This window comes from Nostoc sp. (genome assembly GCF_036919615.1).
Classification (GTDB): domain Bacteria; phylum Cyanobacteriota; class Cyanobacteriia; order Cyanobacteriales; family Nostocaceae; genus Nostoc.
Genome location: NZ_JBALCN010000098.1, coordinates 81361 through 107988, shown reverse-complemented (window position 1 = coordinate 107988; position 26628 = coordinate 81361). Strand labels below are relative to the sequence as shown.

20 protein-coding genes and 2 pseudogenes are annotated in these 26628 nt (G+C 41.5%); 9 read left to right on the top strand and 13 right to left on the bottom strand.

Annotated features, from left to right (window positions below):
• Positions 1-59 precede the first annotated feature (59 nt).
• Entirely contained in the window at positions 60-980 is a 921-nt protein-coding gene (locus V7K48_RS30165) for a hypothetical protein (protein WP_335078240.1), read from the top strand.
• 1311 nt (positions 981-2291) lie between these two features.
• The gene (locus V7K48_RS30160; RefSeq protein WP_335078238.1) at positions 2292-5936 is read left to right on the top strand and encodes a response regulator; all 3645 of its coding nucleotides are present in this window, start codon (positions 2292-2294) and stop codon (positions 5934-5936) included.
• A 126-nt stretch (positions 5937-6062) separates the two neighbouring features.
• Here the strand turns inward: V7K48_RS30160 and V7K48_RS30155 are convergent.
• From V7K48_RS30155 to V7K48_RS30140, 4 genes and pseudogenes are all read right to left on the bottom strand, one after another.
• A pseudogene (locus V7K48_RS30155) lies at positions 6063-6239 on the bottom strand (transposase); the annotation flags it as partial.
• Between the two features lie 110 nt (positions 6240-6349).
• A complete protein-coding gene (locus V7K48_RS30150; protein WP_335078236.1) occupies positions 6350-6676 on the bottom strand; it encodes an antibiotic biosynthesis monooxygenase family protein in 327 nt (108 codons plus the stop codon).
• Between the two features lie 243 nt (positions 6677-6919).
• A pseudogene (locus V7K48_RS30145) lies at positions 6920-7591 on the bottom strand (Uma2 family endonuclease); the annotation flags it as partial.
• A gap of 854 nt (positions 7592-8445) precedes the next feature.
• Positions 8446-9462 carry a ribose-phosphate pyrophosphokinase gene (locus tag V7K48_RS30140; RefSeq protein ID WP_335078234.1) on the bottom strand — a complete coding sequence of 339 codons (1017 nt, stop codon included), beginning with the start codon at positions 9460-9462 and terminating at the stop codon, positions 8446-8448.
• Positions 9463-10349: 887 nt separating this feature from the next.
• Between V7K48_RS30140 and V7K48_RS30135 the strand changes: the two genes are divergently transcribed.
• The 7 genes from V7K48_RS30135 to bioD all read left to right on the top strand — a co-directional run bounded on the left by V7K48_RS30135 (position 10350) and on the right by bioD (position 17966).
• On the top strand, positions 10350-11336 hold the full coding sequence (locus V7K48_RS30135) for a decaprenyl-phosphate phosphoribosyltransferase (RefSeq protein WP_335078232.1): 987 nt from the start codon (positions 10350-10352) through the stop codon (positions 11334-11336).
• A gap of 44 nt (positions 11337-11380) precedes the next feature.
• Entirely contained in the window at positions 11381-11965 is a 585-nt protein-coding gene (locus V7K48_RS30130; RefSeq protein ID WP_335078230.1) for a YqeG family HAD IIIA-type phosphatase, read from the top strand.
• Between the two features lie 20 nt (positions 11966-11985).
• Positions 11986-12351, top strand: a complete 366-nt coding sequence (locus tag V7K48_RS30125) for a hypothetical protein (protein ID WP_335078228.1) — start codon at positions 11986-11988, stop codon at positions 12349-12351.
• A gap of 220 nt (positions 12352-12571) precedes the next feature.
• Entirely contained in the window at positions 12572-13573 is a 1002-nt protein-coding gene (locus V7K48_RS30120) for an NAD-dependent epimerase/dehydratase family protein (protein ID WP_335078226.1), read from the top strand.
• Between the two features lie 203 nt (positions 13574-13776).
• Positions 13777-15342, top strand: a complete 1566-nt coding sequence (locus V7K48_RS30115; RefSeq protein ID WP_335078224.1) for a glycosyltransferase family 39 protein — start codon at positions 13777-13779, stop codon at positions 15340-15342.
• A 171-nt stretch (positions 15343-15513) separates the two neighbouring features.
• Positions 15514-17286: a protein kinase domain-containing protein gene (locus V7K48_RS30110; RefSeq protein ID WP_335078222.1), complete on the top strand. Its 1773-nt coding sequence runs from the start codon at positions 15514-15516 to the stop codon at positions 17284-17286.
• Positions 17286-17966, top strand: a complete 681-nt coding sequence (gene bioD / locus V7K48_RS30105; RefSeq protein ID WP_335078220.1) for a dethiobiotin synthase — start codon at positions 17286-17288, stop codon at positions 17964-17966. The genes V7K48_RS30110 and bioD overlap by 1 nt, the downstream gene beginning before the upstream one ends.
• A 683-nt stretch (positions 17967-18649) precedes the next feature.
• Here the strand turns inward: bioD and V7K48_RS30100 are convergent.
• The 9 genes from V7K48_RS30100 to V7K48_RS30060 form a co-directional block, all read right to left on the bottom strand.
• Complete coding sequence (locus V7K48_RS30100) at positions 18650-19108, bottom strand: cupin domain-containing protein (RefSeq protein ID WP_335078218.1); 459 nt, start codon at positions 19106-19108, stop codon at positions 18650-18652.
• 175 nt (positions 19109-19283) lie between these two features.
• The gene (locus tag V7K48_RS30095) at positions 19284-20249 is read right to left on the bottom strand and encodes a VOC family protein (RefSeq protein WP_335078216.1); all 966 of its coding nucleotides are present in this window, start codon (positions 20247-20249) and stop codon (positions 19284-19286) included.
• Positions 20250-20288: 39 nt separating this feature from the next.
• Positions 20289-21656 (bottom strand): NAD(P)/FAD-dependent oxidoreductase, encoded by a 1368-nt coding sequence (locus V7K48_RS30090; protein WP_335078214.1) that lies wholly within the window; start codon positions 21654-21656, stop codon positions 20289-20291.
• Between the two features lie 54 nt (positions 21657-21710).
• Positions 21711-21965: a hypothetical protein gene (locus V7K48_RS30085; protein WP_335078212.1), complete on the bottom strand. Its 255-nt coding sequence runs from the start codon at positions 21963-21965 to the stop codon at positions 21711-21713.
• A gap of 37 nt (positions 21966-22002) precedes the next feature.
• Positions 22003-22668, bottom strand: a complete 666-nt coding sequence (locus V7K48_RS30080; RefSeq protein WP_335078210.1) for a cytochrome c oxidase subunit 3 — start codon at positions 22666-22668, stop codon at positions 22003-22005.
• Between the two features lie 211 nt (positions 22669-22879).
• A complete protein-coding gene (ctaD, locus tag V7K48_RS30075) occupies positions 22880-24535 on the bottom strand; it encodes a cytochrome c oxidase subunit I (protein WP_335078208.1) in 1656 nt (551 codons plus the stop codon).
• A complete protein-coding gene (locus V7K48_RS30070) occupies positions 24525-25445 on the bottom strand; it encodes a cytochrome c oxidase subunit II (protein ID WP_335078205.1) in 921 nt (306 codons plus the stop codon). The genes ctaD and V7K48_RS30070 overlap by 11 nt, the downstream gene beginning before the upstream one ends.
• 28 nt (positions 25446-25473) lie before the next feature.
• On the bottom strand, positions 25474-26079 hold the full coding sequence (locus tag V7K48_RS30065; RefSeq protein WP_335078203.1) for a DUF2231 domain-containing protein: 606 nt from the start codon (positions 26077-26079) through the stop codon (positions 25474-25476).
• A complete protein-coding gene (locus tag V7K48_RS30060; RefSeq protein ID WP_335078201.1) occupies positions 26076-26570 on the bottom strand; it encodes a DUF2231 domain-containing protein in 495 nt (164 codons plus the stop codon). The genes V7K48_RS30065 and V7K48_RS30060 overlap by 4 nt, the downstream gene beginning before the upstream one ends.
• Between the last annotated feature and the right edge of the window lie 58 nt (positions 26571-26628).

Sequence of the window (26628 nt, the reverse complement as noted above, 5' to 3'; positions counted from 1 at the left end):
TTACCTGAAATTAGCTGACAGTCATTGGGAATCACTTCTAATTGCAATAAACCGATAAAATGACATTAGAAAATGAGCGAAGAACTATAGGAGTTTTCGCTAAATGTTCAGATGCACAATTGGCAATTAAGGAACTAAAAGCTTCTAATTTTTCAATGCATAAAGTTTCTGTAATTGCACGAAATGCAGAAGAACAAAGTGATATTGCTGGTGTTGAAGTTAAAGAGCGCACTGGCAATATATCCTCTGAAGATACTGCTGGAGCCGTTACAGGTGGTACTTTAGACAGTGTTACTGGCTTATTAATCGGTTTAGTCCTCTGGGTAATTCCTGGTATAGGACGAGTCATCCTAGCCGGAGCAGAAGTAACAGCGATCGCTACCACTTTAGCAGGTGGTGCGATCAATGTAGCCGCAGGTGCTTTGCGTGGTGTGTTGCAAGGTTTAGGAATTCCTAAAGAGCAAGCACAAACTTACAGTGATCTAGTTTGCAAAGGTTATTATTTGGTGATTGTAACCGGCATAGATATAGAGATTCGTGTTGCTAAGAGGATTTTTAATCGCCGTGATATTCAACAGTGGGGTATTTATGAGCCATACTTAACCCCAAACAGTCGCTATAAAAATGCAGCTGGTGTTTTTTATACACGCCAAGATACAGAAAGAGCACTTACTGAACTGAGAACCGCTGGCTTTCCTATGAGTCAAGTCTCAGTGATTGCTAAGGATACAAATACGCTCAATAGTCTTACTAAGGTAGATATTAGTAGTTCCAAAGATAACTACACCACTTTAGGAATTCCTGACGAATTAGCCAGAGATTATGAACATCAAGTCACCCTTGGCAATTACCTATTAGTACTAAATAGTACTGATATCTATATGGCAGGTGCAAGAGCTATTTTAGAGAATAACAAAATTCAACATTTTCGTATATATAGCCAATCAGTTAGAAGTCAGCCCCAGGTTATTAATCAATAGGCTTAGGTTCAGACTTGCTTTTCTCCAACCCTGCTTAAAAAGGCTTCTTTGATGAGCGAGTGGTGTTGGGTTTACGACTTGTACTTCTTTCTTACAGGACGCTCTGCAAACAAAGAAGCAACTGATGTTGGCTTTTTCAAAGTCAAATATAATTAACCGAACTGTATTAGATGATTAGTACCAATCTTTACTTTTAGTTAAATGTCAAACTTAATCTCAAGAGATTTGACCCCATACCTGCATTGTAAATTCTTGCAAATTTATCGGAAAACCAGATTATTTGTCCTATAAATGACATAATCATCTGAATATAAGTTGCCTCTTAAAGCCTTAAGTTTTTACCATAATACTGTTTGGGATAACTCAGGTCAAAGTTGAACTGTATAGTGAAGTATAATAGCATTGATATTAGATACAATAGTAATTGACACTATATATTTAAATTTCTATAAATTATGGTTGAATGAGCTTAATTTTCCTATCCGCCTGCTCTATTACTATCCAGTACAGTACGGCGTAACTAAACCACCCATTCCAAATCATGAAACGCTTGTAGTATCTGTAGTAGCGCTTTGCACTTTCCGTAGGGGATTACGAATTCTGAATTTTGCGTAGCAGTACTAGGCTTTTCCTCAACCCTAAAAGTTATTTAACCATTACAGGAAAATGTTAAGCGATCATTAGATTACTTAATATCATTCAATCACTTTTTGCTCAAAAGATCGTATCAAGCTAAAAACTTAGCCATAACAGGCTAGTCTGGAAGTAAGATAATATCTGTTTCAAATAGTAAAATTGTAGTTTCATAACCAATTTACCCATTTCTGGCTCTGACCCCATTTCCATTTCTACAAGATACGACCAGTATCCAGAATTAAGACAGTCTTGTATTATGGTTCCCAATCCACCGATAAATTCTACCTTTTGTCTTTTGCAGAATTTTGGTATTTTGAGGTCAAGTACTGTACTCATAAAAACCACCATTTTTTAGTTAAAGTCTGTTGTTAAATTTATAATCTAATAATAAGTATTTAATTATATACCACAAGATTCAATTAAAAAATGAAGTGGCTGTTTATTTTGAAATAAATTCTCCTCTCTCAAGATTTAATGTTAAACTAAATATGAATATTATTCTATATATTTTGTTACAAAAAGATTAAATATATATTAGTTAAAAAGAAAGTAATATTATTTAGTATCTAAAAGATTATGCATATACATGTAAACGAAATATTCTAAATTTGTATAGCTAAAACATAATCAGAATAGTGACAAAAATAGAAATAATTGGAATAACTGCCTGGAAGAATGTTGAAAAGTTTGAAGATTGGAACCAAAATTGGAATTAGTTTTGCCCTGAGTTTGGCAACTCTGACCACTATTGGTCTAATCTCCTACCAAAGCACCAATGAGCTAATTGAAACTTCGCGTCAAGAAAACCATACCTACCAGGTATTAAGTCAGCTTGAAGACCTCAACTTGCAAGTGACAAATGCTGAAACTGGACAACGTGGTTACATTATGACTGGAGAACAGCGCTATTTAGAACCTTATAACGCTGCCATTCAAGTACTGAATCAAAAAGTTAACGAACTTCAGAGGTTAACAGCAGATAACCCTAACCAACAGAATCGGCTTGATATTTTACAGTCACTAATCGATCAAAAGCTGGCTGAACTTAAGGAAACCATTGACTTGCGTCAGAACCAAGGTTTTGAAGCTGCCCAAAAGGTTGTTCTGACAGACCGAGGCAAGCAACTGATGACTGAGATCCGCAAAGTTATCCAGGCGATGAAAACTGAGGAGAATAAACTTCTCAAACAGCGCTCTGATCAGGCACAAGCTGCTTCTAAAAAAACGATCGCCAGCATTGTCTATAGTATTCCTTTATTTTCTTTGATCTTAGCTTTAATTGGATTCGTGCTGACCAGACATATCTCAGTACCGCTGAAGCGAGTTTCTGGTATAGCAGAAAAAATGGCGGACGGGGATTTATCGGTGAGTTTACCAGATAGCGATCGCCAGGATGAAATTGGTGTGTTGACGCGCATCTTCAACCAGATGATCGTTAATCTGCGAAGCACAACTCAAAGAAATGACGAGCAAAATTGGCTAAAGTCTAATTTGGCTGAATTTACCCAGATGCTCCAAGGGCACCGAAATCTAGAAAGTGCGTCTCGCCTGATCTTGTCGAATCTAGCACCACTGGTTGGAGCATCGCAGGGCGTTTTTTATTTGATGGACTCAATAGACAACCAGCCGATACTGAAGTTGTTGAGTAGTTATGCTTACAAAGAACGTAAAAATCTGGCAAACCAGTTTCGTTTGGGCGAGGGATTGGTGGGACAATCTGCCCTAGAAAAACAAAGAATCCTCCTAACAGAAGTTCCTAGTGACTATATCCGCATCAGTTCCGGCTTAGGAGAAGCTCCACCGCTAAATATTATTGTCTTACCTGTAATGTTTGAGACGCAGGTGAGTGCCGTAATTGAACTTGCCTCTTTTGGACCTTTTAACAAGTTGCACCTGACATTTTTAGAGCAATTGAGTGAAATTTTGGGTGTATTTTTAAATAACATCGCCTCACAATTGCAAACTCAGCAACTACTTGAAGAGTCTGTTACTTTAACAGAGGAATTGCAAAGCCAGCAAGAAGAACTACAGCAAAGTAATCAGCGCCTAGAAGAACAGGCGCACGAGTTGGAGGAATCACAATTTCTTGTCAAGCAGTCTAACGAGGAATTACAACAATTAAATGAGGAGTTAGAAGAAAAGGCAGAATTGTTAGAAGTTCAAAATCGGGAAGTTGCTCGTAAGAACTACGAAGTTGAGCGGGCGAGGCAGTCTTTGGAAGAAAAAGCTGAACAACTGGCCTTGTCTTCCAAATATAAGTCAGAATTTCTCGCAAATATGTCCCACGAGTTACGGACACCGCTAAATAGCCTGTTAATTTTAGCAAGGCTGTTAGCAGATAACTCTCTTAGCAACTTGACTGACAAACAGGTTGAGTACAGCCGAACTATCTACTCGGCTGGGACTGATTTGCTAGAGTTGATCAATGACATTCTAGATTTGGCAAAAATTGAGTCGGGTACTATCACTCTCGATATTGAGCAAATTGCTTTTGTAGATTTGCAGACATATCTAGAGCAGACTTTCCGGCAAGTTGCCCAGAATAAAAAACTTAGTTTTACTGTTGAACTAGATGATCAGTTACCACCAACAATTTCTAACGACTCCAAACGTCTGCAACAAGTGCTGAAAAATCTACTGGCTAACGCCTTTAAGTTTACGGAACAGGGAGGCGTGAAGTTACAAATTGGCATCGCAACTGAGGCAGGCGAAGTTGATAATCCGATGATTGCTTTTGCAGTTAGCGACACGGGCATAGGCATTCCAGTCGAGAAACAGAAGGTTGTTTTCGAGGCATTTCAGCAGGCAGATGGCACAACCAGCCGCAAGTATGGGGGAACTGGCTTGGGCTTGTCCATTAGCCGCGAATTGGCTCAACTGTTGGGAGGAAGAATTGAACTAGTCAGCCAACCAGGAGTGGGAAGCACCTTCACCCTCTACTTGCCCAAGCGACAGGAAGGGAATGGAAAAAATACTCTGACTACACCACCCCATGAGCCAGCCACCTCCATCCGTGCGGCATCCAAGATAAAAGAAGTGCCAATAGTCGAAAACAGACCCACAACTGTGGACATCTCTGCATCCGCGAAAGTACTTAGCACCTTCCCCAACGATATCCCAGACGACCGGGAAATAATTCAACCAGGCGATCGCATTTTGCTGATTATCGAGGATGACGATAAATTTGCCCGTATTTTACTAGATATGGCCCGTGAGCAGGGCTTTAAAACTATTGTTTCCTTACAGAGTAAACAAGGTCTAGCACTAGCGCAACAGTTTAAACCGAATGCGATTATGCTAGATATCCATATGCCAGAGATGGATGGTTGGACGGTGCTAGATCGTCTCAAACATAAACCAGACACCAGACATATACCAGTACATATACTTTCTGTTGATGAAAGACAGCAACGGGGGTTACATCTAGGAGCGATTACCTATCTCCAAAAACCCGTTTCTCCAGAAGCACTAACTCAGGTATTGACTGAGATTAAAGGGTTTATTGAGCGTCAGGTAAAAAATCTCCTGATCGTAGAAGATGACCCCGTACAAGCCCAAAGTATTATCGAACTGATTGGTAATGGTGATGTCCAGAGTACAGCAGTAGGTACAGGGGCAGAAGCCCTGTTAATTTTGCGATCGCATCACTTTGATTGTATGGTACTGGATCTCGGTCTGCCCGATATGAGCGGGTTTACACTAATTGAGCAGATAAAGCTTGAACCCAGGCTTTTGAAACTACCGATCATCGTCTACACTGGCAAAGAACTCAGTCGACAAGAAGAAACCCAACTGCGGGGACTAGCAGAGACAATTATTATTAAAAATGTGCGATCGCCAGAGCGGTTGTTAGACGAAACTGCCCTGTTTTTGCATCGGGTGCAAGCAAATTTGCCCCCACCAAAGCGTCAAATACTAGAGCAACTACATCAAACTGACCCGGTGCTGGCTAATCGGAAAATTTTGATTGTAGATGATGACCTGCGAAATATTTTTGCCGTCACCAGCTTTTTAGAAAGCTATCAAATGCAAGTGCTGTTTGCCGAAAATGGTAGAGATGGCATAGAGAGGCTGCAAGCTAACCCTGACATTAATATAGTTTTGATGGATATCATGATGCCGGAAATGGATGGTTACGAAACCACCCGCGCCATCCGCCAGCAACAACAGTTTCGCTCACTACCAATAATTGCTTTAACTGCCAAAGCCATGCCAGGCGACAAGGAAAAGTGCATCGAAGCTGGAGCTTCTGACTACATCACCAAACCTGTAGATACTGAGCAACTGCTTTCACTACTTCGAGTTTGGCTGTATCGGTAAGGAGTCATCTTTTTTATTAGCCTTTTCCAAGAGAGCTTTTGCATACTCATTACATTCTAAAGAATCCTCAAAAACAGGAACTCCCATTTTTTCAAGATACTTTATGTATAGCAATCACCAAGGTAATTAGGACACTAGGTTCAAAACAAACTCGATTGTATCTCGTAGACAATCAAGCTTGTCAAGTTGTTTGCGGATACGGCTTTTAAGCCAAGACCAACAGTTTTCAATTTTGTTTAAGTCAGGAGAATAGGGTGGTAAATATATCAGCTGACAGCCGGTCTGTTCTACCAAATCCTGAATTGCGACGACCCTGCGCCAACAACAGGCTTGCTGGCTCGCAGTTGGGTTCAACCTGTTGTTAGGCGGCGGTCTCGAGCAAACGCGCAACCACCTCACTTCAAGACTGACAGCTAGCCTACCGACAGACTTTCCACTACCTCATACAAATGAGCATCGAACTTCGCTATCTCCATGATCGGTTTCATGTGCGCCGTCGCTTCCGGGTTCTTTTGCATCGCCTCGAAATCCTCACGCGTGCGCCACTGGGCATAATTCGTCACTCGCACTCCGTCTGAACTCTTATGAATATTGACCGAGACAAAGCCAGGTAAATGCTTCATCGTTTTTTCGGTGGCCTCGACGAGCATCTCGACCAATCTTTGTTGGTTCTCCGGCTCGACGGTGAAGACGTTAATGAGCGTGATAACTTGATTGTCTTTCGAGATTGTGGTCATCATCCCCCCTTTTAATATTGACGTTTTGGACGTTTAAGAAGCTACCACCGAAGCGATCTCAAATATACACCAATACCTCTGCCAACTTACGAGCGTTCAACACCGGTGGAAACGGGATGAATACGTCCTAAAGCAGTTAGCCCCCTCTCTTCATACTCTTTTTTTAGCGAAGATATTGTATATAGGACTCCTATTTGATTTTTGAAAAAACTCAGTACATATCTGTTTCCTATTTCCCATATTCTCATTCAACTTTTGCATAAATTCTTGATGTTCAGTGGCAGCTAAACCTGCTTGTAACACAGATAACACTGTTGCCATTTCTCCTGACAGCAAGGCAGGTACTGGCAACCACAACCCCGGAAACACCTGAGAGCGAATAATTCCCTGCTCATCAGTTGGTAGCGAAACATATTCGTCCGCTTGCAGCCTAAACCAATCCAACTGATTATCTAATGTTCGCCAGACAATATACTCCTGTACTCCATTCCGTCAATAGGTGCGTTTTTTATCATGTAAATCGATGGCTGCACTGCTTGCTGCCACTTCTATCACCAGTTCGGGTGCGCCTTGGATATAATCATCCTCACTAATCAATGCCTGTCTCCCCGGAATGAATAGTACGGCGTCAGGCTGTGGTTCATTATCCGGATCTAAACGCACTGTGGATTCAATTCCCAGAATAATGCCAGGCGTTGCCGTTTTATAGTTCCACAACCACCCGATCAAATCTCCATGTGGTTCCCCATGACTTTTAATTCTCAATGGCGATGCCATGATATACACAACTCCTTCAACCAGTTCAGCTTTTCTTAAATGCGGCATTGCCTGATAGCGACGCTCAAATTCGCAGCGAGATAAGCGATCGCCATTTTCTAGAGGTAAAACTGAAATCACTTTTTTAGGAGTTGTAACCATCCCTTTGTCCTCTTTACGCAAATTGTCCAAACTGAATCAAAGTATTCTAATTTGGCAGTGCTGCATCCATTTTACTACTGCACTTAAAGGTGTTGTGTTAAGACAAGCCATCCTAAGTAAACATCAAAACAAAATCTTTTTATCCTGTTGACTTTTCTAGTTATGACATTAAGCTGATCACATCTTTATCATTCGTGAGAGTTTAAGGTCAAATACTATTTGTTAATAAGCAATAGTACTTAAATTATCGCTAAAAATCGGGGTTGGAAACACAATTTTTGAGCAGGCGATGCCTACAGCGGGCTACGCCTACACTTAATCTTCATACGCATCATTCATTCTTGACTCATAACTTCAGTACAAGAGTTAACTTAATATCTATGCTTCTTCCAAATTTTCAGCATAATTCCTAGTTGACAAAAGTATGATTATATTAACTTCTCACCGATGCATCTTTATATGTTGAGGAAAATCTAGGTGTAGAAAAATAGCTAATATAATGTCCGCTTGATTGCTTATTAAACCCGAAGAACCCCAAAGAGCCACAGCTATGTTTTGTCTCTCTGCCCCTAATCCCCCGCTTGCAGGGCTACGGTGTACACACAAGTCTTTAGTGAGGCAATTATACGGTTAAGTTTCAGTTTCATAGCCCCTGAGAAACCTCACCCAGGTTTTGCTGTGCAAAACCTGTCCCTCTCCTTAGTAAAAACAGGGATTAAAGATAGGACAGGATGAGGTTTTTCTTTTGTTTTAAGGTAATTCGATGACTTGTGTGTACACCTTAGCTTGCGGGGAGGGGTTGGGGTGGGGTTGTTTTATTGTGGGTAATTTATTCATGTAACATAAATGACAGTCTAGCGGAACATACTACTGACTGAAGTATCTTCATGAATCCGCCAGATGGTTTCTCCTAACAGATTAGCTACTGACAGCACCACTAGTTGTGGAAAACGATTGTTTTCTGGTATGGGAATCGTATTTGTAATAATTACTTCCTCAAACAAACCACTAGACAACCGCTCCATCGCTGGTGGAGAGAACACCGCATGAGTTGCACAAGCGTATACCTGACGCGCTCCTTCTTCACGCAGTAATCGCGCCCCTTCTGCGATCGTCCCCCCAGTGTCGATCATGTCATCAACCAACACTGCCGTTTTGCCTTTAACATCGCCGATGACATTTAACACTTCTGCAACATTATGTGCCTGACGACGTTTGTCAATAATTGCCAGTGGAGCGTCATTCAGTTTTTTCGCAAATGCCCTAGCTCGTGCTACACCGCCAACATCAGGGGAAACAACCACAACGTCTGGCAGTTGTTTGCTTGCTAAATAATCTAGCAATACTGGTGAACCATAAACATGGTCAAAGGGGATATCGAAATAGCCTTGAATCTGAGCCGAGTGCAAATCCATTGCTAGAACGCGGTTGGCCCCTGCTTCAGTGATCAAGTTAGCAACCAGCTTGGCGGTTATTGACTCTCGTCCTGCCGTTTTGCGATCGGCGCGGGCATAGCCATAATAGGGAATTACTGCCGTTACCTGTCGCGCAGAAGCTCGACGACAGGCGTCAACCATAATCATTAATTCCATTAAATGATCGTTTACGGGTTGACAACATGGCTGGATTAAATAGACATCACAACCCCGAATCGATTCTTGGATTTGAACGTAAAGTTCTCCATCCGCAAATCTTTTACGAATCATTGGTCCCAAGTCAAGACCCAGATAACGAGCGACTTCTTGAGACAGTTGTAGATTGGCAGAGCCAGAAAACAGCCGCAGGCGATGATTATCGGTCAGTCCTGTTGCAGATGGTTGCACTTTAAAAGTTGCAGAACTGAGCACAGCAGATCCTCTATGTGCATTCATAGCAATATTATCATTACAGATTTAATAGATTTAACCGAGAAATCGCCTAAAAAAACATTTGTGAGTTTTGTTAAAGCTTCCATAGGACTTACCCAAAAAACCTCTCAAACTCTTATTCCTCCGTGTCGCGCCAGTTGCTACCCTACGGGAACCCTAAGAGCGAACAAGTCTCTTAACCGCAAGAGCGCACTGGCTTCTCTGCGGACTCTGTGGTAGCCTGCGGCAAGCCGCTTCTCTACGTTCGCGCAGCGTGTCGCAGACAGACGCTACGCGAATGCGTCTACGATTTTCCGTTGCTTGTGCGTAAATCCTATTCCATACAAAATTTAAACATTTTTCCATAAAATTATCATTCGCTAACTATCTAATTTTTTTGGCAAGCAAACTATTGATAGCTTAACGGACATCAAGACCGTCCACTAGGTCTATAGTTAAAATTTTTCAGTTGAGGTAAATAACCCAATCTCTCAAAGATTTTGGTGTGCTAGATAGCTTATGCTAACTACCTCATTCATCACTGACAGTAAAATATTTATAACTTAAATGATATTGAAGTTTGTTCTCATATAGAGTGTAACACTTCTGCCTAAGTATTAAAATTGTAGCTGATTATTTTAGTACTTAAATATCTAACCAAGACTAAATGTCTAAAAAATACTTGAACACTTGAGAGAATTTACTTACGTATAAGTTTTTAGATAAAGATTGAATAAAGTCTACATAAAGATTTTATAAAAAAATATTTTTTCATAGGAAAACATTACTCAACAGAGGTAATATCAGCTAGGTAAAAACTTATAAGTAATTTTACTAAGAAAAATTTTAATTAAAGCTGGGAAAGTTGTTCAATCTAATCCTCCTGACAGAGAGAGGCGACAGGCATACTTATGGACTCTCGGCGTACTTCAGTAGTAGAAAAATCTTTAACTGCTATAGCAAGTAGTTCTAAAAAGTCGGCGTACTATTTAGCTGCTATGCGACCGCGACAATGGACAAAAAACCTGGTGGTATTTGCAGCACCATTGTTTGCATTTAGCATCAATCTGCAATCTCTGGTAGGCTGCCTATTGGCATTTGGATTATTTAGCTGTGCATCAAGTGGCTTCTACTTAATCAATGACATCGTAGATGTTGAATCTGACCGTCAGCACCCTGTAAAGTGTAAGCGATCAATTGCCGCCGGATTAGTCAGCACCCGTATTGCTACTGGGATGGCATTGGTTCTATTAGGTAGTGCTTTGATTTTTGGGTGGTTGCGATCGCCGCAGTTGGGTGCAACCATAACTGCATACGCCCTGTTGCAGATCGCCTATAATTTGCAACTCAAACGGATGGTGATTTTAGATATTGGGGCGATCGCAACCGGATTTGTTTTACGAGCTTGCGCCGGTGCTGCTGCCACCAGCATTGTTTTATCAGCTTGGTTTTTAGTTTGCACTGCAATGCTGGCGTTATTCTTGGGTATTGAAAAGCGCAAAGCAGAACTGCGGTTAGCACAAATTAGAGGCAACAAGCCACGCTCTGTCCTCAAATACTATTCCTTGCCGCTACTGACTCGCATGGAAAATGTCGTCACTACTGGCACGGTTGTCACCTATGCTCTTTGGAGTGCGGGTCCCAATCTACATGGGGCGTCCACCTCTTGGATGCTACTTACTTTGCCATTTGTTTTGTATGGAATTTTTCGCTATCAACTGCTGAGTGACCCTGAGGAGATTGCCAATTACAATGACGACATTATTGAGCAAGGTGGACGCAGTGAGCGACCAGAAGAAATTTTATTGAGAGACTTGCCTATCCTAGTCACCGTTATCGGTTGGATTATCACTTGCTTTGCGATTCTCTGGCTCAAACATCAAGGGCTAATCGACTAAATTTGGTTGATAGGAAAACAGCATAATCTTCGAGAATTTCGCTGATGAAAAACTTCAAATTTTTTTTACGGAAGTGGCGCCGACCATCTGTTATAGAAAAACACTACATACTCCCACGACATGTCCACATACTGGCTCAGATCGAAATTGACCAAATCAAAACTAGTGGTATCAAAGGAATCATTCTCGATTTAGATAACACTATTGTTTCGGAAGATGACCGCTATGTTTCTCCTTGGGCAGAAGATTGGATTACACAAGCAAAGTTAGCCGGATTGCAATTTTTTATCCTCTCAAATGGGAAACGTCGTTATCGCGTCAAATTTTGGTCACATCGTCTCGATATCCAGGCTATTAATCCAGCCAAGAAGCCTTTTCCCGGGGCATTTCGTCAGGCAATTGCTTATATGCGGCTGCAACCCAAACAAGTAGTCGTCATTGGTGATAGTTTACATACTGATGTTTTGGGAGCATGGCTTTCTGGTTGTTATTCTATCCAATCTGCTACACTTCCCCATCCCCCCCGATGGTGGGAAAGACTCGCCAGCAAATGGGTACAAATGCCTTATCCCGATGGCAGCGAAATTTGGGATTTTGATGCTGCTGTTGACTATAAAAGTTTCTTGTAGAATTATTGTCAGTACTTGTTATGAACTATATTCCTTTAATACTGTCCGGTGTCTGCTTAAATGCTTTGGCCCAAATATTCTTAAAAAAGGGCATGCTTATGGTTGGGTATTTTGACTTTTCTTTAGTTAATATTGGACAAATTATATTTAAAGTTGCAGGCAATCCTTTCATTATTCTTGGATTAGGATGCTATATGTTTAGCGTGGCTTTATGGTTGCTAGTTTTATCACGTGTCGAGGTAAGCTTTGCCTATCCCTTCCTAAGTATCGGCTATATTCTTACTGCAATTATAGGTTATACCATTTTTCACGAAACCCTATCTATTAATAAACTTACTGGCATATTCTTTATCTGCCTCGGTGTTGTTTTCATTTCCAAAAGGTAAATAGCAATACTTCGGACAAAATTCAGACAAAATTCAGTGGTGTTTATTTCATCCAAACTCAGAATACTGCTAGGCTTAGGTATTTTTTAAAAGTTTGGTTTTAGGCTGGAAAAACTGTCCGGAGTGTAGAAATAATTAACTTAAGAAAAAAGTGAATGTAGATTCTTTGTAAGTATTAGCTTTTTTTTAATGTAAACTTAAATAATAAAGGTTCAAGTTTATGAGACATGTAATTTTTGGTGGAGATGGTTTTGTCGGTAGGTATTTAGCCGAAGATTTAATTAGTCAAGGCAAACAAGTTATAGTTTGTGATATTCACCAAAGCAAGCTACCAATTTATCCAGAAGCAGCATTTATAAAACTTGATATTACTAAACCAGAAGCCTTTGAAGCGTTGAAACTTACGCCTACCGATGTAGTTTATCATCTAGCCGCAAGGCAATATGACCGTAATATTCCAAGACAAAATAGACGACAATATTTTGAAGAAGTTAATTATGTTGGTACTGCCAACGTATTGGAATATTTAAATAAACAAGGTAGCCGAAATCTAATATATTTTAGTACTGATATGGTTTATGGCAAGCCACAAAGGCTTCCTGTAGATATAAACCATGACAGGAAACCCTATGGTCCTTATGGTCAGAGCAAAAAAAAAGCAGAAGATTTATGTAAATTATATCGAGACAAAGGGATCAATATAACAATTTTTAGACCCCGGCTGATCATTGGTCCAGGCAGGTTGGGAGTCTTAGGAAAATTATTTTTTTTAATCAATAAAAATTTGCCAGTTCCGATGATTGGAAATGGCGCTAACCATTATCAGATGGTTTCTGTTTTCGATTGTGTAAGTGCTATTCGATTCGCTGTAAATAAAGGAGTTCCTAACCAAGAATACAATCTTGGCTCAAAAGATCCACCGAGTGTCGAAGAACTTTTAGGCAACTTTATTAAGAGGGTAAGATCAAATTCTTTTTTAATCAAAACCTCAGGTAGTTTGATTAAGCAAATTCTGAAGTTGCTTGATAGATTGGGTCTAACACTGATGTATGAAGAACAATTTATGATTGCTGACGAAAACTATATTGTTGATATCTCAAAAACTGAAAATGAGCTTGGTTGGAAACCTGATTATCAAGATGATGAAATGATATATCAGGCATTTAAACAATATAAAAATCGCTTAAAAAATCCGGTGACTAAAGTTACTAATAAGCACTAAAATTATCTCTTGACAACAGGCAGATGTATAAATCCAAAAATTGGATTGTACTTTCTGAAAATTCATGTTTTTTCACAGATGAATAAGGCGATAGCTGATTTCGCTTTTTAAGCGCAACAATAGCTTGCTTAGACGCCGATTGTTGGATTTAAATCAGCTATGCGACAGTGCTTGTTGTAGTATTATGCAGAGGAAAAAAAATTATGATAAGAATCCAAAATCAGAGATGGTCAAGATATTATTTCTCTGTTTTAATAGTGATTATTTTAAGTGTTTTTCTCCGCTTTTTTATGCTGTCAAACCAGAGTCTTTGGTATGATGAGGGTTTGAGCTTAATTAATTCTGATGTCTCGACACTTCAAGAGAGCATTGCGAGAGTAAGATACATAGGAAATAGTGATAAATTTCAACCACTTTACTTTATAGTTCTGTTTTTGTGGCGTCAGGTATTTGGTGAAAGTGAATTTGCCCTTCGCTCACTCTCTGCTATTTTAGGAATTGGCTCAACTATCGTTATATTCTTTACTGCTTTGCGGATATATGGAAAAAAGCACGCTTTCTGGTCTTTGCTAATCCTGACATTCAGTTCTTTCTGTGTTTATTATAGCCAAGAGGCAAGAATTTATGCCTTAGCAATGTTTATAGCTTCACTTCAACTATATTTCTTCAGCACGGTATTAGTTAAAAATGAAGGAAATCAAAGTATTTCAAAATGGCTATTCAGTATTTTTACTGCCATAGGAATTTTTGCTAATATTAACTTCTGCTTTTACACAATAGCTCTATGTCTATCTCATATTGCCATCTATAGAAATTTCAGACAATGGCTGCAATGGTGGCTTCCGGCTGCGTTTTTATCTTTACCCTCAATTTTATATCACTTTACTTTACCTGGAGCAACTGATCCGGAAAGCATTTCAGTTTCTCGATCGGGATTCCCCATAATTCAAAATATTATTTTTGTATTACATGGAATTTTAGTGGGGACAACGTATGGACCTTCAATGGAGCAGTTGCACGGCGATGATAGAGTACAGGTTATGCTTCGTTACTGGCCTCTCATACTTTTATTGGTGATTGTCTGTACTGTAATTTTTCTGGCTTTCATAAAAGTTTTATTGAGGCACAAAAAAAATAACAGAAAGCAGCATCCTGATTACTTTTTTGCTTCTGTTTTTGTCATGTCATTTTTACTAGGATTACTCTTAGCTATAGTTACCAAATTTAATTGGGTACCGCGTCATTCTTATTATCTTTGGTTACCACTTGCCATGCTTATCCCATCAGCTTTGAGTCAAAGACCTGGTATTAGCTCAAAGCGCTATGGGGTGTCTCAGTTTGCTCAAATCGCTGTCATATCTCTGATAGTTCTGAATATTTATTCTCTTTTTAACTACTACTTCAATAATGACTATCGCAAAGATGACTACCGCTCTGCGATCCATTACATTATAAAAAATCGTTCCTCTTCTACACAATCTCTATTTTTATTTGGCAATCCCAGATTATTTAGATACTACGGTGACACTCTAAGTGTGGATGGAAGGATTTTGGGGACTCAGTTAAGAAAGGGGATTACTGATAAAAATTTTGCCGAAAAAATTGAAAAATTAACAAATAGTGCAGATATAGTTTTGATTGTAATTAATCGTGAACATCTATTTCCCAAAGGATTGATTCAAAAACAGATGAGTGATTTGTATAATCTGGATTCTCAAGTTAATTTTGCATATTTCAAAATCTATCGTTTTGCCAAGAAGAAAAATTGAATTGGGGATTGGAGACTCTTAAGTTATGCAGTACGAAATAACCTTGCTCTGGTGGGGGTGTACCCATTGAGTATAGTAGAATATTGCCGCAGGTAACTGTCTGTCGCCTCTTGGACTCAATCTTTGTGGGTGACTTCCTCCTCAATTGCTACTACACTCAATCAATCGATCATGCAATCACCCATTAAAGTTGGCATTGTCTTGCAAAACCGTTACCGCATAATTCAAATTCTCGGACAAGGAGGATTTGGTAGAACCTATCTGGCAGAAGACCAGAGGCGCTTTAACGAACTTTGTGCGATCAAGGAATTGATTTCAACAGCAAGGTCAGCTTTAGCTTGGGAGAAGGCACAAGAGCTTTTTCACCGAGAAGCTGCCATTTTATATCAAATCGAACACCCACAAGTGCCTAAATTCCGGGAAAGATTTGAGCAAGACCAACGCTTATTTTTGGTGGAGGACTACGTTGCAGGTCAGACGTACCGAACTCTGCTGGCTGAACGTCAAGCTGTTGGTCAAACCTTCACAGAGCCTGAAGTATTGCAGCTGATACAGTTGTTGTTGCCTGTTTTAGAGCATATTCATAGTCGAGGGATTATTCACCGGGATATCTCGCCAGAAAATATTATTTTGCGAGATAGTGACGCTAAACCTGTGTTAATTGACTTTGGAGTGGTAAAGGAACTGGCAGAGCGTTTACGATCGCCAGAGAGGGCAATGCCAGAAACCACTGTGGGAAAATTAGGCTACTCTCCCAGTGAACAAATGCAAACAGGAGGAGCTTATCCTAGTAGTGACTTGTATGCATTAGCAGTGAGTGCAATTGTTTTACTGACTGGTAAAGAACCAAAGGATTTATTTGACGAAAACCAACTAACTTGGAATTGGCAGCGGTGGGTAAGAGTGAATCCACGATTTGCTCAGGTTTTGAATCGAATGTTGAATCATATACCGAGCGATCGCTACCAAAGTGCTGCTAATGTATCCCAAGCACTGCAATCTCTGGCTCAACCCAGTGTCCCTACCCCCAATGTATCGAACTTGCAAACAATGGCTGTTGGTCGCCGGACTAACCAAGTACCACCAGCAGCTTCGCCCAAGAAGAAACAACCCGCTCCTGTGATTCCACCAAGTCCCACTAGCTCAGTCTTGGATAATCCTTTAGCGATCGCAGCAATTGGCACTGCTGTAGTGATCATAGCTGGATTCGGTTCTTGGGCACTGGTCAGTTCCATCCGCAGTCAGTCAAAACCATCACCCAGTAAGACGCTTCCACAAAATTTCCCTTCACCAGTGATTTCTGGTGGTACTACATTCACATCCACACCCACACCCACCAACGATCAACCTGTTGTATCTAGTAGGCGGCTCAATCTGGGAGCATCTAATAACACAGCCACGGTTAAAGATACTCTCAAAACAAATCAAATAATCCGGTACACTTTTTTTGGGCAGGAAGGTGACAAGTTAACTGCGTTTATTGATCCAGGAAGCAGCGTTTTGCTAACAGTCTTCAGTCCCAATCAACAACCAATTGACCAGAATGTCCAGCAAGTAACATCCTATGAAGGTACATTGCTGGTTACTGGTAGATATATTATTGAGTTAACACTGCTTTCAGGAGTTGCTGAAAGCAATTACAACCTCAATGTTGCATTAGAAAAACCAGTCAAACCAACACCTACAGAGACACCCCTGCCAATTCCGACACAGACACCCCTGCCAATTCCGATAGAGACACCCTTGCCAATTCCGACAGAGACACCCTTGCCAATTCCGACAGAGACACCCCTGCCAATTCCGACAGAGACACCCTTGCCAATTCCGACAGAGACACCCCTGCCATTTCCTACACAAACACCTACCCCACTTCCTCCGAGTGGTGAAACGTCAACTTTTCCGCCAGCTGATGGAACACAACCATTTTCTGGCCAAAGAAATTAATGTTAAACACACTACTGATTACTGGAACTGATACCGAAGCTGGTAAAACTGTTTTAACAACAGCATTAGCAGCCTATTGCCAAAAATATTACCCGCAGCGTAGCTGGGGAATCATGAAACCGATTCAATCGGGGATTGGCGATCGCGAGTGGTATCAAAAGTTATTTGCGCTAGAACAATCTCCAGAAGAAATTACACCTTTGTACTTTCAAGCACCTTTAGCCCCTCCCATAGCAGCAGCACGGGAAAATCGCCGAGTAGATCTAGCACTTGTGTGGCAAGCTTTGTCTAAGTTGCGATCGCATCGTGATTTTGTGCTTGTAGAAGCCTTAGGAGGGTTAGGTTCGCCAGTAACTGAGGAATTAACAGTAGCCGATTTAGCGGCAGAATGGCGTTTACCAACACTATTAGTAGTGCCAGTCAGATTAGGTGCGATCGCTCAAGCAGTGGCGAATGTGGCATTAGCTAGACAATCGCGCGTCAATCTTAAAGGCATTGTTCTGAATTGTGTACAAAGACGAACAGATGCAGAAATAGCCGACTGGACACCATATCAATTGATTCAATCACTCACTAACACGCCAGTTTTAGGCTGCTTGCCCTATTTAGATAACCTGACTGATTTAGATAAACTTGCTCAAATAGCATCAGATTTAGATTGGGAAACACTGACACTTTAAATTGGGCATTGGGTATGATTATTAGCGACGCCGAATAGCCCGCACAACTCTTGGAGATGCTGCGCGAACACACGATACATTTGCACGGTGTATTTATTCAATAATCCGAAGGTTAGTAGTTATCGATGTGGCTTCAATTATTATTAGGACTTAGGCAAGAACTCTCAGAAACTCTTATTTCTCCGTGTCGCGCCAGTTGCTACCCTACGGGAACGCTAAGAGCGTAGCTTGCTTCCCCGGAGGGGTACAAGTCTCTTAACGGGACTTAAACATTTTTGAGGCATAAACAAGCCTCAACCTCATACAGGGCAAGGAAAGTACACCAAATGCTCAAAAATGCTTGAAACCCAAATATATCAAGAAACTAGGCAAAACGATGTTAAAGTTTCTCTACATATAGATTTGAGGCTTTTTTCTGGCTACTTTTTGTCTAAGTCCCACTACTGAAAAGTTACAAAATCAACCTACTAATTTAGTAAAGCCATCTCGTCTAAATCAATAATATTTTCAATATTTTCGAGTAAAGTGGGTCACCCAGGTTTCTCACAAAGAGAAAAAATGGGGTCAAAAACTGCGAAATAGCGCTTTGTTTGGTGTCTACCTGTTTAATGCTTGCCACATCCGCGAATGTTGTACGCTACAAACTCAAGTATCTATGTGAATGCTGTACGCTACTAACTCACTTACCTAAATCGACAGGATTGCTCTACAGTCGGAGTCTCTTCAAATTGCACCATTATTAGAACAGCTGGGGCATCGCCTACTGTTCCAGATAAGTGACCCAAATGACCTTGTGCGTCTGCTTTCGTACCCTGATCTTCTCCAAAGGAAATTTCGCCTTCCCCCATCTCAACTCGCTGTCCGTCCATAGTCTCTACAAACCAGCGTCCCGACAAAGGTATGATCCACTGGGGCTTAGGGTTTTCATGCCAGTTACCAACCCATCCCACGGGTAGCACAGTAAAGGTGATTGTAGCACCAGACTGTTTCAAATTGGAAAGCCACTGCGGTGAGGTATCCGGGGCTATGCCTTTTTCGATGAAGTCTTCAATTTGACAACGAGACTGGTGGCTTATACCATCGTCGTCAGTCCAGACGTGCCAGTATTCAATTGTTGGTTTGGGTGATGAGTTCTTCTGCATAATAATGGGTCTTTTTGATCCGAAATGTATTGAAAGGCGATCGCAGAAAAACGCAAAGGACGCGATCGCACTTAAGATAATATTTTCACGCTAATTTGATGATTATACATTGCAAAGATTTTTCTCGAAGAGTTAAGAATAAGCACTTCTTTCAGCAGCGATAATTTCACTTACATCATTCCGCAATTAGCAATATTGCGTGTCCATTCGGATCTTTAACTAAACAACCTTGCTGATCAGGTAATAAACTATCAGTAAACTGCACAACCCGCGATGACACAAACTGAACCTCGTTCTGCCGCAGGATCTCTACCGTCTGCTCAATGTTATTGACAACAAGCTCAATTTGCATCTTCGCAATATCACAGCTTTTCCAGTCATTCGGTATAGGACGACCTTTTCCAGGCACAATATAGTCCAGCAATTCAATGCCTAAGCCGTTTTGAGCAGGTCGCAAACCTGTAATTTGGACTTCGGCCCCTGGTAAATCATCCATCCGAGCTTGTGTTTCACCGCTGTTAAGACTGCGGCTATCGACCTGCATTCCCAGAAGGTCACGGTAAAATTTTAGACTCTGCTCGGTGTTAGAAATGGCGATCGCACTATGATCAATTCCCAAAAACAAGCGATTACTATTTTGATGCCATTTATCTTGTCCTTTATCAGAAGGAAACCAAATTAACTCTAAATCATGACCATCAGGGTCTTTAAATTTAAAGGCGCGGACACCAGCAGATGCTTCATTATCAGGTGGTATTGTCTGGGGAGCAATTGAAATGGGTTGAATGGGAAATGAACGCACTTGTGCATAGGCGCGATCTAGATCACTCACCACAATTGCCAGATGTTGAAACCACAGGTCATTGCTTTGTGAATCGCTGGGGATGGGTTTTCCTTTAATATTGAGATACTCCATCAACTCGATTAGTTCATTTCCAAGTCGCAAGGTAACAATGCGAATTTTTGCCCCAGTCACATCTTGCAGGTCACTGTAATCTTGTCCTTCAACAGTGATATCGGAAACCAGTTCAAAACTGAGTGCTTGCGTATAGAAATCCAAAGAGCGATCGCAGTTTGTCACCGTTAATCCAATGGCTCGAATTCTTTGTACTTGTACATTGGTATGAGTAGGTGTATTCATCAATAAGGCTCCTTTTCCCCTTTCCCTTTTCCTCAGCCCCTAGTCCCTTTTATCTTCGTCTCCCAACATTTTCAATAATTTTCTGGCAACTAAAGCGCCCACAAGTCCAGCACCAACTAATTCCACTGCTTGCACCACTTTTTTTCCTACATCTTGAGGATCGAGGTGATGGTGAAAAATATTTTCATCTACCCATTCAGTTGTGGCTTTGAAATCATGAATTGCTGTTGGCAATAGCGTTAAATAAGTGGCTTGACGGATTAAATGTGCAGGTTCACCTACAACTTCAAAAGTATTAAATAAGTTAGCAGCAGCATCATTTACCCCCAATTTCAAAAGGGTTCCCCGGACATTAATCTTAACAGGTTTGAGTTCTTCTCCCAACGCTAATGCTTTCAAATTACTGGCAATATTAGCCCCTTGTTGATAAGCAACTTGGGCTGTAGGTGGTTGCAAATTATCCTGAACTGCTGTACAGTCACCGCCTGCAAAAACTTCTGGAAAGTCGAGCAGTTGCATAGTGGAAGTGACTAGAAGACGACCATAATGATCCCGATGTTCTTTGGGAATTGCCAAATCTTTAATCAGTGGATGGGTGGAAGTGCCAGCTGTCCAGACTGTAGTATGTGTTGCTAATGTCTCGATTTGCTGATTTCGCTTATATTCAACTGCGTTCGGACGAATAGCAGTGGCTTCTGCTCCTGTGACCATTTCAATTGGTACAGTGCGTTTTTGGAATTCTTTCTCAGCAATTGGGCGGAGTGGATCATTAATATCGCCATCAAGGATTTTTTGGCCATGATTGAGTAAAATCACACGGATTTCATCAGAATTGCCTCCTAAAGCGCTATACCAATGTGGAAGGAAATCAGCTAAAGTTGATGTCATTTCTACGCCGGTAGCACCACCGCCAACTACAACTACTGTTAAGAGTTTCCGGCGTTGTTCTAAATCATCGGTTTGCAGTGCTTTATGTAAACAATCGCGTAAATGTCGCTCCAGAGCGATCGCATCTTCTTGCGTCCAGAAAGCAAAGGCATTTTCTTTGGCTCCCTCAACTTGATGATAGGTAGTAACGCTACCCAAAGCTAATACTAAATTGCTGTAGTTGTAGGAGTTTCCGGAAGTTAATTTGACTGCTTTTTGCTCCAAGTCTATCGACTGCACTGTATCTTGAACAAAGATGACACCACTACCTTTAAGTAATTCCGAAAAACGTGGGACTACTTGGAAAGTATCCATCTCGCCATCAAAATATTCATAGAGTAATGGCTTAAAGCAAAAGCGCTCGTTTTTATCAATCAAGATCACAGAGCGAGGATAATATTCGTGAGCTAGGTGTAAGGCTGTAAATAGTCCCGTAAAGCCACCACCGATAATCACAGTTTGATAAACTGGGCTGTTCATAGAATCTCTTCCAAATATTGTGAAAGTAGGATGTTTAATTAATCAGGGCTTCTACTAGATGAGTATAAAGAAAGCAATCAAAAGAAGGCTAAGGAACACAGCGAATGCAATAGCATATTCAACTCGGCGACTAAAAAATCCCACAGCAGCAATCAAGGCGATCGCTAGCCCGATAATCCCAACATACTGCCCTTTCTGTAAATTGTGTGCAATTAATGGATCTTCTTGGGCTGTATTTGGTGGCTGACTTGATTGAACTGTTTTTGGCGCTAGCTCTGACGCTGGTAATTCTTGCAATAATAAATTCATCAAACTACTCCTTAAAAGACTTAATTTCTGAATGTTTTTATGCTTGCCAAATGTAGAGAAGTGAAAATAAGAACACCCAAACTACATCAACAAAGTGCCAAAATAAAGTAGCTGCACTCACACCAAAGTGAGTTTTGTTATAGTTACCTGGAATGAATGAGCGGACAAGCATGATGATCTGGAGAACAACACCTGCAAGAATGTGCAGACCGTGGAAGCCTGTCAGCAGGTAGAATGTAGAACCAACTAGTCCCGTAGTCAGCTTGAAGTCGAGGTTTTTCCATTCAATTATTTGAGCAATTAAGAAGTAGCTTCCCATGACAATTGTCATCAGCCACAGCCAGCGAAATTTCTTTAGTTTGTTACGTCTGAGAGCATTTTCTGCTGGTTGAATGACAAAGCTACTGGAAAGCAGAATCACCGTGTTAATAATCACAAAAGTAGATAATTTCGGCCCGGAAATTCCAGGTGGTAGCCAATTAGATGTCGTTAATCGCAGAGCAACATATGTAAAGATAAAACTCAAAAAGATGATGCTCTCTGACAGCAGGAACACGGTAAACCCGAACATCCCTTTACCATGATGATCTTCATGACTTCCACCACCACTTGGTAGGAAGCGCTGCAACCAATTTGGTAGGCGTCGCCGCCAGTTTTCAAAACGGATCGGACTTTCATCTAGATGAATGGGACGAGGTTGCATAATACAAATTTGTGATTCGTAATGACGCTCTCTACAAAACGCTAAAAGCGAACGAATACTCGCTCTAAGCGTTGGCGCAGCCTAAGAAGAGAAGGCTTTACGCTACGCTAACGTAATTCGTAATTAATAAATTCAGATTTCATCTGGATTTTTGGGTTTGAATCTGTTGCCATATTTTAGAGAATTGCTATAACTCTTAACTCCTGACTTTTTACTCACTACTATCAGAATTTTGTATTACTGAGTATTTGGGATCGCCGTAGTCATAAGGGGGTCTTGTCACAATCGGGATCTCTGCAAAGTTATCTCGCGGAGGTGGTGAAGAGGTAGTCCATTCCAGACCGGTAGCGTGCCAAGGATTATCAACTGCCCTCGGCCCGTATAGCCATGAACCTACCATGTTAGCAATAAAGGGCAGAGTAGATACTCCCAGTAAGAACGCCGCTAGACTAGCGATGACGTTCCATCCTTGATATTGTGGATCGTAGGAAGAGACTCGGCGCAGCATCCCTTGCAAACCTAATGGGTGCATGGAGAAGAAGGTAATATTAGCAGGGATAAAGGTCAGCCAGAAATGCAGCTTGCCCCAGCCCTCAGCGTACATTCTTCCAGTTATTTTGGGAAACCAATAATAAATGGCTGCGAAGATTGCCATCGTGATCGTGTTGAAGACGATGTAATGGAAGTGACCAACTACAAAGTAAGTGTTATTGACGTGAATATCAAAGGGCGTTGCAGCCAGCATCACACCAGTAACGCCACCGAAAATAAACATGGCTGCACCCCCCATAGCAAATAGCATTGGTGTTTCTAAATGCAGCTTGCTTTTCCAGATAGTAGCAGTCCAAGCGAACGCCTTAACACCAGTAGGTATGGCAACTAACATTGAGGTGGCCATGAAAGTCATCCGCATCCAGCCAGGGGTGGCACTGGTGAACATGTGATGCACCCAAACAAAGATGCTGACAAAAGCGATACCTAAGGAGGCGATCGCAACTGACCGATAGCCAAACAGGGGATTGCGCGAAAAAGCTGGGATCACCTCCGCAAAAATACCGAAGGCTGGTAGTGCCATGATATAAACTGCTGGGTGGGAGTAGAACCAGAATAAATGCTGATAGATGATCGGATCGCCATTCTCTTCAGGTTTGAAGAATTGCGTACCGAAAGCGAGGTCAAACATCAGTAGGATCAATGCACCTGTTAGGGCTGGTAAATTAATCAGCTGCAACAACTGGGCGCTAAGAACCGACCAAACGAACACAGGCATCCGAAAAAATGTCATCCCTGGTGCCCGCATCCAAAAGATGGTAGTCACAAAGTTGACAGCCCCCATGATCGAAGAGATGCCGATCAATACTAGACTGACGATCCAAATGAATTCACCGTTAATCAATTGACCAGGCGGAAACTGAAGACTGACTGGTGGATAAGACCACCAACCTGCCTGTGCAGAACCATTGGGTACGAAGAAGCTAGATATTAGCAAAATACCTGCTGGTGGAAGAATCCAAAAAGAGATGGCATTAAGTAAAGGAAACGCCATGTCCCGCGCTCCAATCATTAACGGCACTAGGTAGTTAGAAAGACCAGCATTAAACGGGATAATCCACAGGAAAATCATGATTGTCCCGTGCATGGTGAACAAGCCGTTGTAAAGGGGGCGGTCAACCAGATTTGATTCGGGGGTGAGCAGTTCGGCACGAATGATCATCGCCAACAGCCCGCCAATCAGGAAGAAAATAAACGTCATCAGCATGTACTGAACACCGATCACCTTATGGTCGGTGCTGAAGCTGAGATATTGCCGCCAGCCATCAAGAGGCTCTCTATCCTCGGCGATCGCTTCACTGAGGTCATGTGTCATTACTTACCTTCCTTTGATTCGCTACAGCTGGTTGAGAGGGTGCGACAGTGTACCAACCGCTCTTGAATAATGTCTTTGGTGCTTGGATATGTTCAGCCACTGCCTGATTTTTTATAGCCGTGGGTTCGCTAGCCGTTTGGGCGAACCACTGGTTATATGCTTCAACAGATTCAACATATACATCCGCCTCCATCAAAGCAAAGTAAGTACCACTGAATTGAGAATCTTTCAGCTTATATTTGCCTGTGCGAATAGGGGTTAGCACAATGTCAATGTCGCGTTTGGGGACAATATCCTGTTTTAAGCGGAATTCAGGGACGTAGAAACCGTGGATTACATCCTGAGCGTGCATATTTAGGCGGGTGCTGCTATTCACTATCAGGTGTAATTGATTACTCGTAACATTATTTGGATAGCGGAAAGACCATTCCCACTGTTTAGCGAAAACATCAATAGTTTCAGAAGCAGGTTTAGGAAGGTCGCTGACTATTGCTGCGTTAGCTGGTTGCGATTCTAAGGGCAAATGCAAATGCACGATTTGTCCCAAACCCAAAATATTTAATTGCTGATAAATATTGAAGCTTTGAAAACCAATCCACAACACCAGCAGAGTTGGGGTTGCTGTCCAGAGAATTTCTAGTCTCACATCGCCTCTAGAAGGATGTCCTTCGCTATAGTCTTCCTTAGAGGCACGAAAGAAAAGTACCGAATATAGCATCATGCCAACAAGCCCAAGCAAGATGAAAGCTCCGATTGAAACTAAGAAGCTAAACAAATCATCTACTTTTTTTGCTTCTGCGGTGGCTTGAAGAGGCATCCAGGAGAAGGCTAGCTGTCCAATCCAATGGCTGATAACGAGCAGCACTGCGATATAACCAGCTATCAGTAAATATTCTAAAAATCTAAACATAAAGTCAAAGTGCTTCTCGTTCGTTTGATTATTTGGGCAGCAAATTTGGGTTACTGCTCTCTTGGAGCAATTTTGCAGCAGTAACGTGAATCCCAAACTCTTCTCCCAATTGCGCCCCCAATGTTCCGTGAACATATAAAATGCCCATTACCGCAATGCCTAGCAACAAGTAACTCCACTGCACCTGTCTTGGTGAATCTTTGCGCCAGCGATAGCGCTGTAAGCCTCTCCACACAGTCATTGCCACGATGATCCCCAACAGCAACACGCCACCCAAACCATGTAAAAGCATTGTTAAAGGGGCGCTCAAACCCCAAACACTTTTTTGATTGACTGCTGGGTTTGCTAGCAGTAACTCGAAAAATCCGGCTGCAATGGTGAAAAAAGTGATAGTTGCCGCTGCCAGCAGATTATACCAGCCAACATCGAACAAGCCTGCACGGACGGCAGGAACACCTAGAAATTTTAAAATCGGTTTTTCTAGAGGAAAAAATGTGCCTGCTAGATCAAAGAGGAGGGCGAGAATAAACAGACCCAGTGTCAGATGCACCAGTTGCGGATGTATTGGAATCTCGTAGGGTAGCCCGTTAGCACCCAGCTTCAATCCTAACTGGTCAATGAGCTGCGAGTTCATGGCGAGACTCCCTTCTTCATCGCTTCAACAACTGGCTCTACATGCAGCCCGTATACCCAAAACAGTTTGCTTCCTAGATACACTTGCACGAACACCAGACAAATTAAAAACATTGCCGCACCTAAATAAGCAGGTGGTACTCTGTGGGGACTGCGGTTGCGAATCACAAAACGCCAAGCTGCGATCGCCGCAACAATCGCCGCAAGTGACCAACCCAATATAGTATGATAATTCAGCGTTGGCTGAACAGATGCATTAATGTTCGCTAAACCCGCTTCAAACTGACCAAATATAACCGCTAGAAAAATGGCGATCGCAGCAACAAACATATTCCAGAAACTTACCTCAAATAAACGCACATTGCGGGTAAAATAGCCGACAACATCACAAAAGAAAGAAAAAAACACCATCGCAATCACAAAGTGAACGATGATCGGGTGCATCGGGTCAGGGTACGGTAGATTCTGACTATTCAGAGGTAAGGCGAACATCGCTTTTTCCTTGGGGTATCTAGACGCTGTGATTACTTATTTTTGGGAAAAATCAAAT